Source organism: Geodermatophilus sp. SYSU D00705 (assembly GCF_054050135.1).
Window position 1 is genome coordinate 40,959 of sequence record NZ_JBJGYT010000015.1, and the last position, 13,649, is coordinate 54,607.

At 74.5% G+C, this 13,649-nt stretch carries 9 protein-coding genes; 5 read left to right on the forward strand and 4 right to left on the reverse strand.

Features of this window, described 5'->3' with window-relative positions; translation table 11 throughout:
* Positions 1-194 precede the first annotated feature (194 nt).
* Both ACI78Q_RS13605 and ilvA read left to right on the forward strand, forming a co-directional pair.
* Entirely contained in the window at positions 195-6,239 is a 6,045-nt protein-coding gene (locus tag ACI78Q_RS13605; RefSeq protein ID WP_456923924.1) for a DUF4011 domain-containing protein, read from the forward strand.
* Positions 6,240-6,286: 47 nt separating this feature from the next.
* On the forward strand, positions 6,287-7,570 hold the full coding sequence (gene ilvA, locus ACI78Q_RS13610) for a threonine ammonia-lyase IlvA (RefSeq protein WP_456923925.1): 1,284 nt from the start codon (positions 6,287-6,289) through the stop codon (positions 7,568-7,570).
* Here ilvA and ACI78Q_RS13615 read toward each other — a convergent pair.
* A complete protein-coding gene (locus tag ACI78Q_RS13615) occupies positions 7,552-8,532 on the reverse strand; it encodes a LysR family transcriptional regulator (protein ID WP_456923926.1) in 981 nt (326 codons plus the stop codon). The genes ilvA and ACI78Q_RS13615 overlap by 19 nt on opposite strands.
* Positions 8,533-8,696: 164 nt before the next feature.
* Between ACI78Q_RS13615 and ACI78Q_RS13620 the strand changes: the two genes are divergently transcribed.
* The 3 genes from ACI78Q_RS13620 (at position 8,697) to ACI78Q_RS13630 (ending at position 11,922) form a co-directional block, all read left to right on the forward strand.
* Positions 8,697-9,644, forward strand: coding sequence for a fumarylacetoacetate hydrolase family protein (locus ACI78Q_RS13620; RefSeq protein ID WP_456923927.1), 948 nt, complete (start codon positions 8,697-8,699; stop codon positions 9,642-9,644).
* A 70-nt stretch (positions 9,645-9,714) separates the two neighbouring features.
* A complete protein-coding gene (locus tag ACI78Q_RS13625; protein ID WP_456923928.1) occupies positions 9,715-10,983 on the forward strand; it encodes an LLM class flavin-dependent oxidoreductase in 1,269 nt (422 codons plus the stop codon).
* 3 nt (positions 10,984-10,986) lie between these two features.
* Positions 10,987-11,922 carry an MBL fold metallo-hydrolase gene (locus ACI78Q_RS13630; protein ID WP_456923929.1) on the forward strand — a complete coding sequence of 312 codons (936 nt, stop codon included), beginning with the start codon at positions 10,987-10,989 and terminating at the stop codon, positions 11,920-11,922.
* A gap of 9 nt (positions 11,923-11,931) precedes the next feature.
* On the opposite strand, the gene ACI78Q_RS13635 is transcribed toward ACI78Q_RS13630, so the two are convergent.
* The 3 genes from ACI78Q_RS13635 to ACI78Q_RS13645 form a co-directional block, all read right to left on the reverse strand.
* Complete coding sequence (locus tag ACI78Q_RS13635; protein ID WP_456923930.1) at positions 11,932-12,795, reverse strand: chitosanase; 864 nt, start codon at positions 12,793-12,795, stop codon at positions 11,932-11,934.
* A gap of 155 nt (positions 12,796-12,950) precedes the next feature.
* The gene (locus tag ACI78Q_RS13640) at positions 12,951-13,346 is read right to left on the reverse strand and encodes a type II toxin-antitoxin system VapC family toxin (RefSeq protein WP_456923931.1); all 396 of its coding nucleotides are present in this window, start codon (positions 13,344-13,346) and stop codon (positions 12,951-12,953) included.
* On the reverse strand, positions 13,343-13,579 hold the full coding sequence (locus ACI78Q_RS13645; RefSeq protein ID WP_456923932.1) for a FitA-like ribbon-helix-helix domain-containing protein: 237 nt from the start codon (positions 13,577-13,579) through the stop codon (positions 13,343-13,345). Before ACI78Q_RS13645 ends, ACI78Q_RS13640 begins: the two co-directional genes overlap by 4 nt.
* Positions 13,580-13,649 lie beyond the last annotated feature (70 nt).

Here is a 13,649-nt window from a genome sequence, read left to right on the forward strand (position 1 = left end):
GCGTGCCGTTCCGCAACGCCGGTCGGAACGCGGCCGCCCCGGGTCGCGCGGATCGGCACGCGGACCGGTGTTCGTGACCGTCCGGAGGTGTCCCGGATGTGATCCGTGGTCAGACCGGCAGCACCCGTCACACCCGCCCCAGACGCCTCGCGCACCTGACCGGACCGTTCCGTCCGGACCGGTAGACAGATCGCATGAGCGCCACGGACCTCCGGTCGACCGACACCAGCACCCGGCCGGCCGTGGCGATCTCGGCGACCTCCACCCCGGTCCTCAGCTACGCGCTCGCCCACAACCGGGTGCCCGTGGTGAGCCGGTTGGCGTTCACCAACCACGGCGGTCCGGTGCGCGCGGCGACGGTCCGGCTGGGCGTCCGCGACGCCGAGGGCCCGATCGGCAGCGCCGTCGAGCTGCTGGTCGACCTCGACGCCGGCCAGACCACGGTGCTCAGCGACGTCGGCCTGGTCATGGACCCCGCCGCGATGCTGCAGATCGAGGAGCAGCGCCCGGGCTCGATCGAGATCGACCTCCTCGTCGACGGCGAGGACGTCGCGGGCACCGCCGTCCCGGTGCAGGTGCTGGCCGCCAGCCAGTGGCTGGCCGCGCCGGTCCCGCTGGCGCTGGAGATGCTGGCAGCGCACGTCATGCCCAACCACCCGGCGGTCACCGCGCTGATCGACGAGGCCAGCGTGCTGCTGGAGGAGCGCACCGGCAGCGCATCGGTGCAGGGCTACCAGTCCGGCCCGGAGCGGGTCGACGAGATCGTCGCCGCGCTGACCGAGGCGATGCGCCGGCGCGGCATCCGCTACAGCGAGCCGCCGGCCAGCTGGGCCGACGTCGGGCAGAAGGTGCGCACCCCCGGCGACGTCCTCGACGGCCGGGTCGGCACCTGCCTGGACACCGTCGTCGTCCTGGCCGCCGCCCTGGAGCAGGCCGGCATCCGCCCGATGCTGTGGCTGGCCGAGGGGCACGCCTTCCTCGGCTACTGGCGGGAGGAGCGCGGCGCCGAGAGCGCCGCGACCACCGACGTCGCCCCGCTGGTCAACCTGGTCGACCTGGGCCTGGTGCGGCTGGTGGAGACCACGCTGCTCACCAGCCGTGCCCGGGACGGCGAGCCGCAGGACCTGCACTCCCCCGCGTACGACGCCTGGCTGACCGGCGACCTCGACCGGGTCCTGGGCGTGACCGACGTCCACCGCGCCCGGCGCGACGGCATCGTGCCGCTGCCGGCCCGCACCCGCGGCACGGACGGCGCGGTGCAGGTGTTCGAGTACCGGCCGGCACTGCACAGTGTCGCGGCCAAGCCGGTCGAGCGGACGCCGGCGCCGGTGCAGCCGGGGCGCCCCGAGACCCCCGCCCGGGTGCAGCAGTGGAAGAACAGCCTGCTCGACCTCTCGCTGCGCAACCGGCTGATCAACTACTCCGAGCGCGCCGGGCTCCCGCTGGCCGTGCCCGCCGCCTCCCTCGGGACGCTGGAGGACCTGCTGCACGCCGGCACCGCCGTGCAGTTGCTGCCCAGCGACCGGATCGCCGCCGTCCAGCGGGAGCGCGGGCTGCGCTCGGCCACCGAGCTGCCGGCCGACGTGCTCGCCGAGCTGCTGGTGGAGCGCAAGGCGGTGCACGCCGACGTCACCGAGGGCGGCTACCTGCCCCGGCTGCGCAACCTCGCCTACAAGGCGAAGACCGTGCGCGAGGAGACCGGCGCCAACAACCTGTACCTGGCGCTGGGCAGCCTGGCGTGGGAGCTCGACGGCCGGCCGCTGCGCTCGCCGCTGGTGCTGGTGCCGGTCGCCCTCACCCCGACCAGCCGCAACGGCGTCTACCGGCTGACCCTCGACGACACCGGCACCACCACCCCGAACCACTGCCTGCTGGAGAAGCTGCGCCAGCTGCACGGCCTGACCGTGCCGGGGCTGACCGAGCCGGCCGAGGACGGCGCCGGCATCGACCTCGACCGCGCGCTGCAGGCGATGCGCCAGGCCCTGGCCGACTCCGCGCTGCCCTACCGCGTCGAGCCGACCGCGGACCTCGCCGTCCTGCAGTTCGCCAAGTTCCGGCTGTGGAAGGACCTCGACGAGCACTGGGCCGACTTCACGGCCAACCCGCTGGTCGCCCACCTGGTGCACGAGCCCACCGAGGCGTTCGCCGACCCCGCGCCGGACACCGCCGACCGGGTCGACCTCGACGAGCTCGCCGCGACCTGCCCGGTCCCGGCCGACGCCTCGCAGCTGCGGGCCGTGGCCGAGGCCGCCGCGGGCCGCACCTTCGTGCTCGAGGGCCCGCCCGGCACCGGCAAGTCCCAGACCATCACCAACCTGCTCACCCGGGCGGTCGCCGACGGCAAGCGGGTCCTGTTCGTCGCCGAGAAGCGGGCGGCCCTGGACGTCGTCGCGCGGCGGCTCGAGGCCGTCGGCATGGGCCCGTTCGCCCTCGACCTGCACGACAAGGGCAGCAAGACCTCGGTGGTCCGCGCGCAGATCAAGGCGGCGCTGGAGCACGCGGTCGCCGTCGACGAGCAGGGCCTGGCCGCCGACGGCGAGGACCTGCGCTCCGCCCGCCGCACCCTGGCCCGCTACGCCGACCGGCTGCACGCCGAGAACGCCGCCGGGCTGTCCTACTACTCGGCCCGCACCGCCGCGCTGGCCGTGCGCGACGGCGTCCCGTCGATGCCGCTGCCGGCGACCTTCGTGGCCGCCGCGTCGGCGGAGACGATGACCGCGGTGCGCCGCGCGCTGGCGCTGCTGCCCGACATCGCCGACCTGGTGCGGCCCTCGCCGCAGCACGCGTGGGCGTTCGTCGACACCGCGCGGGTGGACCTGCTCGCCGCCCAGCAGGCCGCCGCCGCCGTCGACGCCGGGATCCGCGACCTGCCGGCCGAGCAGCACCTGGCCCGCGCGCTGCGCGAGGTGCGGACGCCCGAGGACCTCACCGCCCTGGCACACCTGCTCACGGGCCCCGCGACGGCGCTCGACGTGCTCGACGAGGTGCCGACCGAGCGCTGGACGACGGCGACCACCACCGTGCTCGGCGAGGTCGCCGCGTTCACCGCCGCCGTCCACCCGGGGCTGGAGCTGGCCACGCCGGCCGCGCTGGAGTTGCCGCTGGCGGACCTGTACGTCGCCGCGCAGACCGCGCAGGCCGGGCGCTGGATGGCCCGCCGGAAGGGGCTGCGCGCCGTCCGCGACCAGCTGGCCCCGGTGCTGCGGCCGGGCGTGAGCGTGAAGCTCAAGGACGTCCCCGAGCTGACCGCGGCCCTGTGGCGGGTGCAGACCGCGGCGCAGGGCATCGCCGCCCGCGCCTCCGTGATCCCGGGGCTGTCCGTGCCGGCCGGCTGGAACCCGCTGGTCGAGCCCACCCTGCTCGACGGGCAGGTGGCCTGGCTGCGCGCGGCCGGCGCCGCCACCGACCGGGACGGCGAGTTCGCCGCCGCCCTGCGCCGCTGGGTGGTCCAGGGCCCCGGTCCCGACGCCGCCACCGGTGCGGCCGTCGCCCGGCTGCGCGACGCGATCACCGCACTGCTGCGGGTGTGTTCCACCGGCTCGCGCCAGCTGGCCCGCTGGGCCGGGGACGACGGCCTGGTGCTGCGCTGGCACATGACCCGCCCGGAGCGCGGGGTGGAGCACACCGGGCTGATGTCGCTGCGCCGCTGGGCGGACTTCATCGACACCCTCGAGCCGCTGCGCGCCGCCGGCCTGCACGAGGCACGGGCGCTGCTGATCAGCGGGGAGCTGCCCGCCGACGACGCGGTGCGCGCCTTCGAGCACGGCGTCGCCCTCGCCTCGGTGACCGAGCGGCGTGCCGCCTCCGGCCTGGACGGCTTCGACGCCGACGTCCACCTGCGGGCGATCACCCGGTTCACCGCCGCCTCGAAGGCCGTCCGGGAGCACCTGCGCTCGGCGCTGCCCGGCGCCGTGCTCGCCGCCCGCCCGTTCGACGCCGCCAGCGGCAACGGCCAGGTCGGCGCGCTGCAGCGGGAGCTGGCCAAGACCCGTCGCGGGCTCGGCGTGCGCGGCCTGCTCGCCCAGTACGGGGAGCTGGTCACCGCCGTCATGCCGTGCGTGCTGGTCTCCCCCGACTCCGTGGCCCGGTTCTTCCCGGCCGAGGCGGGCCTGTTCGACCTCGTGGTCTTCGACGAGGCCTCGCAGATCCGGGTGGCCGACGCCGTCGGCGCCCTGGGCCGGGCGAGGGCCGCGGTCGTCGTCGGCGACAGCAAGCAGATGCCGCCGACGTCCTTCGCCGAGCCGTCCACCGGCGCGGCCGAGGACGACGGGATCGAGCTGCTGGGCACCGCGGTCGAGGACGAGGAGTCGATCCTCTCCGAGTGCGTGCAGGCCCGGGTGCCGCGGCAGTGGCTGTCGTGGCACTACCGCAGCCAGGACGAGTCGCTCATCGCGTTCAGCAACGCCAACTACTACGAGAACCGGCTCTCGTCGTTCCCCGCGCCGACCCACGGCCGCCCCTCGGCGGACGTCGACGGCCGCGGCATCTCGCTGGTGCGGGTCAACGGCACGTTCCACCGCTCCGGCGCCGGCCGGCTGCTGCGGACCAACCCGATGGAGGCCAAGGCCGTCGTCGCGGAGATCCGCCGCCGGTTCGACGCCTCGCCCGACCAGCTGCCCTCGATCGGGGTCGTCACGTTCAACGTGCAGCAGCGGGCCTACATCGAGGGCCTGCTGCGCGACGCCGGTGACGACCGCCTGGTCGAGGCGCTGGACCGCACCGACGGCGAGGGGCTGTTCGTCAAGAACCTGGAGAACGTGCAGGGCGACGAGCGCGACGTCGTGCTGTTCTCCACCGGCTTCAGCGTCAACGACCGCGGGTTCCTGCCGCTGAACTTCGGCCCGCTCAACCGGGTCGGCGGCGAGCGGCGGCTCAACGTCGCGGTCACCCGCGCCCGGCGGCAGGTCGTCGTCTTCTCCTCGTTCGAGCCGTCGCAGCTGCGGGCGGAGCAGACCTCGTCGGTGGGCATCAAGCACCTGCGCGCCTACCTGGACCTGGCCGCGCTGGGCACCGACGCGCTGCCCAAGGACGCCCGTCCGGTCGCCGTCCCGGACCGGCACCGTGACGAGATCGCCGCCGCGCTGCGCGACCGCGGGCTGGTCGTGCGCACCGACGTCGGCCTCTCGGAGTTCCGGGTGGACCTGTCGGTCGCCCGCGCCGAGGCGCCGGACGCGCCCGTCATGGCGGTGCTGCTCGACGGCCCGACGTGGGCCCGCCGCCGGACGGTCGGCGACCGCGACGGCCTGCCGGTCGACGTCCTCGCCGGCATGCTGCGCTGGCCCGCGGTCGAGCGGGTCTGGCTGCCCACCTGGCTGCGCGACCGCGAGGCGGTGCTCGATCGGCTGGTCGCCGCCGTCGACGCCGCGCCGGTGCCCGCCCGCCGGGCCGAGCCGGCCTTTGTGGCCACTTCGGCCCCTCAGGAGCCGGCCATCGTGGCCACAATGGCCGTCGCGGAGCCGGGAGACGTCGTCCCGCCGGTCCCCGCCGAGCCGCCGGCGACCGAGCTGAGGTCGGCGGTCCCGCTGCGGACCACCGCAGCGGTCGTCGTCGAGGTCCCGGTCGCCGAGGTCGCTGGAGTCGCCGAGGTCGGGGCCCCCGTCGTCGGGGAACCCGTGACCGAGGCTCCCGAGCCGGCTCCGGCCCGGCCCGCGCGGCGGACGGCGAGGAAGGCCACGGCGACGCCGCTGGACGGCGAGCTGCCGTTCGTGCCGTGGGTGCCCAAGACCGCCGGCGACCGCAAGGTCCTCGACGCGCTCTCCGACGCCCGCATCGCCCGCACGGTGAAGCGGGTGCTCACCGCCGGGCTCAAGGCGGAGGGGCCGGTGCACCGCGACCGGCTGACCCGGCTGACCGCGAGCGCGTTCGGGCTCACCCGGGTCAGCGAGTCCCGGCGCGACGCGCTGCTGGCGCTGCTGCCCCCGGCCACCCTCGTCGGCGAGTTCGTCTGGCCCGAGACGCTGGACCGCGACACCTGGTCGGCCTTCCGCCGGCAGGCCGCCAGCGCCGACCGGCCGCTGGAGCACGTCGCGCCGGAGGAGGTCGGCAACGCGATGGTCGCCCTGTGCCGCGCCAGCGCCGGCATGACGCAGGACGAGCTGTTCCTGCGGACGGCGGAGGTCTTCGGCTACCGCCGGCGGACGCCGTCGCTGCTGCCGCTGCTGGAGGCGGCGCTGGCCCGCGGACTGGACGCCGGCCGGCTCACCCGCCAGGAGTCCGGTCTGCTGACCGCGGCGGGGTGACCCGGGCTGCCCGCGGGGCGGGGCGGCGGGTCGGCGACGATGGCGGCATGAGTTCTCCCTCCCTCGCGGGCGCGGGCCTGGACTCCGGGTCGTTCGAGGCGGCGGTGCGGGAGGCCGTCCGCCGCCTCGCCGGGGTGGCCGAGCGGACGCCGCTGCAGCGCAACGCCCGGCTGTCGGCGGCGACCGGGGCCGACGTCTGGGTGAAGCGGGAGGACCTGCAGGTCGGCCGGTCCTACAAGGTGCGCGGCGCCTACAACACGATCGCCGGGCTGGCGCCCGCCGCCCGGGCCGCGGGGGTCGTGTGCGCCAGCGCCGGCAACCACGGCCAGGGCGTCGCGTACGCGTGCCGGGCGCTGGGCGTGCGCGGCTCGGTGTTCGTACCCGGCACCACGCCCCGGCAGAAGCGGGAGCGGATCAGCGCCCTCGGCGGGGACGCGGTGGACCTCGTCGTCACCGGCGACTCCTACGACGAGGCGGCGGCCGCGGCCGCGGCGTTCGCCGGGCGCACCGGCGCCACGCTGGTGCCGGCCTTCGACGCGCTGTCCACCGTGGTCGGGCAGGCCACGGTGGGCGTCGAGGTGCTCGAGCAGCTCGCCACCCCGCCCGACGTCGTCGTCCTGCCCGTGGGCGGCGGCGGCCTGCTGGCCGGGTGCGGCACGTGGCTGCGCGCGCACAGCCCCGGCACCCGGCTGGTCGGGGTGGAGCCGGCGGGCGCGGCGAGCATGGCCGCAGCCCTGGCCGCGGGCCGTCCGGTGGAGCTCGCGGAGATGGAGACCTTCGTCGACGGCGCCGCCGTCCGCCGGGTCGGCGACGTCACCCTCCCGCTGGTCCGCGACTGCGGCGCGGACCTGGTCGCCGTCCCCGAGGGCCAGATCTGCACCGAGATGCTGGACCTGTACCAGGTGGACGGCGTCATCGCCGAGCCCGCCGGGGCGCTCTCGTCGGCCGCGCTGACCGGCGGCCTGGTGACGGTCGAGCCGGGGCAGACGGTCGTGTGCCTGCTGTCCGGCGGGAACAACGACGTCAGCCGGTACGCCGAGGTGGTCGAGCGCTCGCTGGTGCACCGCGGGCTCAAGCACTACTTCCTCGTGGAGTTCCCGCAGGAGCCCGGTGCGCTGCGCCGCTTCCTCGACGAGGTGCTCGGCCCCGACGACGACATCGTGCTGTTCGAGTACGTGAAGCGGGACAACCGGGAGACCGGCGCCGCGCTCACCGGAATCGAGATCGGGCGGGCGGCCGACCTGCCCGGCCTGCTCGCCCGCATCGAGGCCAGCCCGCTGCGCATCCAGCACGTGGCCCCGGGGACGACGGCCTACCGCTTCCTCGTCTGACCCGCCGGGACCGCGTCCTGCGGGCGGCCGGTCCCGGGGTCCAGCCAGCTCTGCGCCCTCGACACCCCGAGCGCCACCTCCACGAAGCGACGGACCGCCGCACCGGCGTCGGGGCGCCAGTAGACCTGGACCGGGATGAGCGGTGCCGGCTCGACGGCGCGCCACACGAAGCCGTCGGGCAGGGGGTCGAACTGCGTCACGAACGCCACCGAGAAGGCGGAACCGGCGACGATCTCCGCGCGGGCGGCCGGGTCGCGGTGGAACAGCGCGGAGGTCAGGTACTCGAACTCGTGGATCGGCCCGCGGAATCCGTGCCGCCGGAACGAGCCGACCACCTGGTCGAAGAAGTCCGGCGAGAACTGGCGCGGCCAGATCGCCAGCGTCGAGTCGGCCAGCTGCGCCACGGTGAGCACCGGGTGGGCGGCCAGCGGGTGACCGCTGCCGAGCACGATGCCGATCGGCTCGTCGCGCAGCCGGACCGACTCCAGGTCCTCGCCCACGTTGGCCGACCGCGCCATCCCGACGTCCACCCGCCCGGCCCGCACCGCCTCCAGGCTCTCCGGCTGCCACATCTCGCACATCTGCAGCGACAGCTCCGGGAGGCGCTCGTGGACGGCGGAGACCAGGTGGGGCAGGGTCTCCTGGACCAGCGTCGGCGTGTACGAGACGACCAGCCGGCCGCTCTCCCCCGCGGCGGCCCGCTGGGTCTGCTCCAGCGCCGAGGCGACGACTCGGAGCACCGTCTGTGCCCGGTCCAGCAGCACCGCACCGGCCTCGGTGAGCTCCACCCGCCGCGTGGTCCGGCGGAACAGCTGGACGCCGAGGCCGTGCTCCAGCTGCTGCACCTGCGCGCTCAGCGACTGCTGCGCCAGGTGCAGCCGGCGCGCGGCCCGGGAGAAGTTCAGCTCCTCGGCGACGGCCACGAACGCACGCAGGTGGCGCAGCTCGACGTCGTCCCTCACCGCACCTGACCTCCCGGGGCGCACGGGCCGGCGGCGCCGGCCGCGGGCGGATTCACCACGCTAGCCGGTCAATCCACCGGCATTCACTGTTTCCCACGCCGCTCGCGCCGGACCTAGGTTCGGCCCCAGGTGGTCGCCGGAGCCCACCGGAGAGGGGCGGATCGGTGCAACTGGTCAGTTTCCGCCGCACGGGAGCGGCCGGACCTCCGCTCCCCGGGGTCCTCGACGGGGGCCAGGTCCTCGACCTGCTCGCGGCGGCCACGGCGCTCGCCCCGGACGCCCCGCGGCCGGACTCGGTGCTCGCGCTCCTCCGGCTGGGCGAGCGGGGTCTGGACCTCGCCCGGACCTGCCTGGTCCGCGCTCAGGAGACCGGCCACTCCCTCGTGCCGCTGGAGGAGGTCCGGCTCGCCGCGCCGCTGCCCCGCCCCAACTCGATGCGCGACTTCATGCTCGTCGAGGAGCACGTCCGGAACAGCCTGGGCACGGTGCCGGCCGAGTGGTACCGCCTGCCGATCCACTGGAAGGGCAACCCGGACACGGTGATCGGCCCGGAGGACGAGGTCCCCTGGCCGCACTACACCGACAAGCTCGACTACGAGCTCGAGGTGGCCGCGGTGCTCGGGCGGCCGGCCTCCCAGGTGACGCCGGAGCAGGCACTGGACTGCATCGTCGGCTACACGATCTTCAACGACTGGAGCGCGCGGGACATCCAGTTCCGCGAGATGGAGGTCCGGCTCGGGCCCGCCTTCGGCAAGGACTTCGCCACCTCCCTCGGCCCGACCCTCACCACCGCGGACGCCATCGACATCTCGACCGCCCGGATGAGCGCACGGGTCAACGGGGAGACCTGGTCGCAGGGCACCCTCGGCGCGATGGTCTTCAGCTTCGCCGAGGTGATCTCCACCCTGTCGGTCGACCAGCCGCTGCAGCCCGGGGACGTCATCGGCGGCGGGACGATCGGCCGCGGGTGCGGCCTGGAGCTCGATCGCTGGATCCAGCCCGGCGACGTCGTCGAGCTCGAGGTGGAGGGCATCGGCGTCCTGCGCAACCCGGTCGGCAAGAAGCGGGACGCCCCCGGCTTCGGGATCGACCTGACCGACCGGGCGGGCTGACCCCTCCCCTGCACACGGCGCGCTGTCGTCTCGACCGCGCGCTCCCCACCCCGAGGCAACGGAGAAGCGCATGCCCGACGTGATCCTGCAGGTGTACCCGACGCTCGGCGACGAGCAGGAGATGGCCGCCCGCCGTCCCATCGGCCGGGACAACGACGCCTACCAGCGGATGCTGGAGAGCCTGGTCGAGCTGGTGAAGGCGGCCGACGACCTCGGCTACTGGGGCATCACCCACGTCGAGCACCACATGCACTCCGAGGGGATGGAGATCTCGCCGGCCCCGCTGATGCTCAACGTCTACCTGGGCCAGCACACCAAGCGGCTGCGGCACGGTCAGCTCGGGCTGGTCCTCCCCGCGCACGACCCGATCCGGCTGGCGGAGGAGATCGCCATCGCCGACCACATGCTCAAGGGCCGGCTGTTCGTCGGCATGGCCCGGGGCTACCAGGCGCGGTGGCAGAACATCCTCGGGCAGCGGTTCGGGGTGACCTCGACGGCGTCGGACATGAGCGACGCCGACCAGCGCAACCGGCTGCTGTTCTCCGAGAACTTCGCGATCATGAAGAAGGCGTGGACCGAGCCGCTGCTGCAGTACGACGGCCCGACCTACAAGGTGCCGTTCCCGGTCGAGGGCATCCCGAACTGGCCGCCGGCGAAGACGATCACCGGCCCCTACGGCCAGCCCGGCGAGGTGGACGAGCACGGCACGATCAAGGGCGTCAGCGTCGTGCCGCGGCCCTACACCAGCCCGCACCCGCAGCTGTTCCAGGCCTTCGGCGCCAGCCCCGGCACGCTGCAGTGGTGCGGGGAGGAGAACGTCACCCCGACGATCCTCATGGGCTCGCACGAGAAGTTGCGCCAGCTCATGGACATCTACGTGCAGGGCGCCAACTCACGCGGGCGCGACCCGCGGTTCGGGGAGGGCATCGGCGTCTGCCGCACCTTCTACATCTACCCGAACGGCACGCCGGAGGACGAGGTCCGGGCCCGCATCCGGGAGAGCGTCGACCGCTACGAGAAGCCGGTCTGGCAGGGCTGGTACGAGCAGTTCGGCTTCATGGAGGGCGCCCGGTACGACGGCGAGGAGGGCCCGGTGCCCAAGCCCGGCGAGCACCTCGCCGACCGGCTGATCAACAGCGGGCTGCTCATCGGCGGCACGGTCGACGACGTCAAGCGCCAGGTCGGGGAGTTCCTCACGAAGCTGCCCATCGACTACTTCGTGTGGCTCTTCCACTGGGGCATGATCCCGCGCGACGAGGGCCTGCAGATGCTCGAGCTGTTCTCCACCGAGGTCATGCCCGAGTTCGGTCTCGCCGAGGCCACGACCGGGCAGGCCTGACCCGTGAGCACCACCAACGCCCACACGGCCGTCCTGCCCCCGCCGACGATCGAGGACCTCGGCGGCGGCTTCCACGCCTTCGTCCAGCTCGACGGCAGCTGGGGCCTGAACAACGCCGGCGTCCACGTCGGCCGGCGCGGGGTCACCCTCGTGGACACCGCGTTCACCGCCGCCCGCGGTCAGGGGCTCAAGAACGCCGTCGGCACGCTGACCGAGATCCCCGTGCAGACGATCGTCAACACGCACCACCACGGCGACCACACCTACGGCAACTACCTGTTCCCGCAGGCCACGATCGTCGGGCACGACCTGTGCCGGCACACGATGCTGGCCGTGGGCCTGGAGACGAAGGAGTGGTTCCCCGGCGTCGAGTGGGGCGACCTGGAGATCGCCGCCCCCACGGTCACCTTCGAGGACTCGGTGACCGTCTACTGCGACGACGTCGCCACCACGCTGCGGTACGTGGGGCAGCCGGCGCACACCACCAACGACGTCACCATGTGGGTGCCCGAGCGCGGCCTGCTCTTCGCCGGCGACCTCGTCTTCAACGGCGGGACGCCGTTCGTGGTGATGGGGTCGGTGCAGGGGCTGGTCGACGCGCTGACCGAGCTGCAGGCGCTCGACCCGGCAACCCTCGTGCCCGGGCACGGCGCGGTGTGCGACGGCGGGGTGATCGCCGGCCAGCTGGAGTACCTGCGGTTCGTGCAGGAGCGGGCCCGCGAGGGCTTCGCAGCGGGCGACCCCCCGCTGGAGGTGGCGCGCCGGACCGACCTCGGCGACTTCGCCGGCCTCACCGACCCCGAGCGGCTGGTCGGCAACCTGCACCGCGCCTACTCCGAGCTCCGGGGCGAGCCGCAGGGCGTGCCGCTGGACTACCACCAGATCGTCGACGAGATGATCACCTACAACGGTGGCCGGCCGCTGACCTGCCTGGCCTGACCCGCGGGGTCAGGGGATGCGGTAGGCGTCGCCGTACGTCGACCAGAGCAGCGGCGTGTCCAGGTGGAGGTTGCCCTCCTCCAGGAACCGCCGCTGCTCGGTGTCGACCCGGCTGGTGTCGCGGTGCGCGCGCTCCTTCTGCATCGCCTCGACCCGGGCGTCGAGGAACGCGTCGAGCCACTCGGCCTCGTCGCCGCCCTGCGCGGGCGGGCTGGCGTCGGCCAGGGCCGCGGTGCGGATGCCGCCGAAGCTCAGCGCGTCGTCCCCGGGACCGTGCACGACCAGCGCGTCGAAGTAGACGAACTGGCCGAGGGCGTGCACGCCGTCGGCGATGCCCTGCTGCACGGCCGGGTCGAAGTACACGGTGTCGACGACGTGGTCCTGCGCCTCCCGGAACAGCGGGTCACGCGCGGCGGCCCGCCAGTCGGCGACGAAGGCGGGGCCCAGGCCCTCCTGGGTCACGTTGCCCATGCCGAGCTCCTGCTGCTCGCGCAGGGCGGGCAGGTACTCCTCCAGCCGGTTCCCGGGCGCGATGCTCGTGTAGTACTCGACCAGCCGGGCCATGTCGCCGCAGCCGCTGCAGAAGCCGATCAGCCCGGCGGTGTAGCCCCGGTTCTCCGCGTCGACGCCCTCGACGTCCCACTCGATGTAGGCGTACTGGTCCTGCCAGTCCAGGGTGGAGTTCTCGGCGCTGGAGACCAGCTGCATCGCGACGTCGCGCTTGGCCGGGGCGCTGAGGTCGGCGGTGTCCACCGGGGTCGGGCTCGCCTCCGTCGTCGTCGCGGCCGGCCGGTCGTCCGGCTCGCCGCCGACCCGGGGGACGACGACGACCAGCAGCGCCAGCAGCACGGCCAGGCCCACGGCGGCCAGCACCGCGGACCGGGGCGGACGACGCCGGGGCGCGGCATGGCGGTGCGGCGCCGTCCGGGGCCGCGTGCCCGTGCCGATCCCGCTCATCCACTCCCCTGACGTCCGCCCCCACCGCTCCGAGGACCAACGTCCCGGACGGACCTGTGTGTTCCGTCTGATCACGCCGGCAGGACGAAGTCGCACGCCGGACCGCTCGCCCGGGCCAGCCGGCGGTCGAGGGTGAGGAGCGGCGCTCCGAGTTCCTCGGCGAGCGCCACGTAGGCGGCGTCGTACGCCGTGACCGTGGGATGGAGCGCCCACACCCGCGACGCCAGCGGCTCGAACGGGAACGAGGTCACGCTGAGCTGCACGAGATCGTGGTGGGCCAGGGTGGCGACATCGCGGCTCAGTCGTCCGCCGAGGACCGCCCGGCGGAGGGCGCTGGACACCTCGACCCGCAGGTGGGAGGGAGCCGCGAGCGCCTCCCCGCCGAGCTCCCGGCGCGCCCACGTGCCCTCGTCCCCGCCGTCGACGAGGGCAGCCAGCACCGCGGAGGCGTCGACCACGAGCGTCACGGGCGGTCGGCGTCCCTCGCCTCGAGGATCTCCGCGGTCGACAACCGGGTGCCCGTGGCTCGCACCCGCTGCTCCACCCGCTCCCAGAGCTCCTCCGGGGTCGGCCGCTCGGCCAACGTCTTCAACTGCGCCCGGACGTACTCCTGCAGCGACTGGCCCGCGCGGGCCGCCCGAGCCGCGAGGACGGCGCGCGTCTCGTCGGGCACGTCGCGGATCGTCATGGAAACGGGCACGCCACCATTCTGGCAGCGGTGCATGCACTCTGCATGCCACCGTCTCGAGAACCTCCGCTCCCAGGTTCGC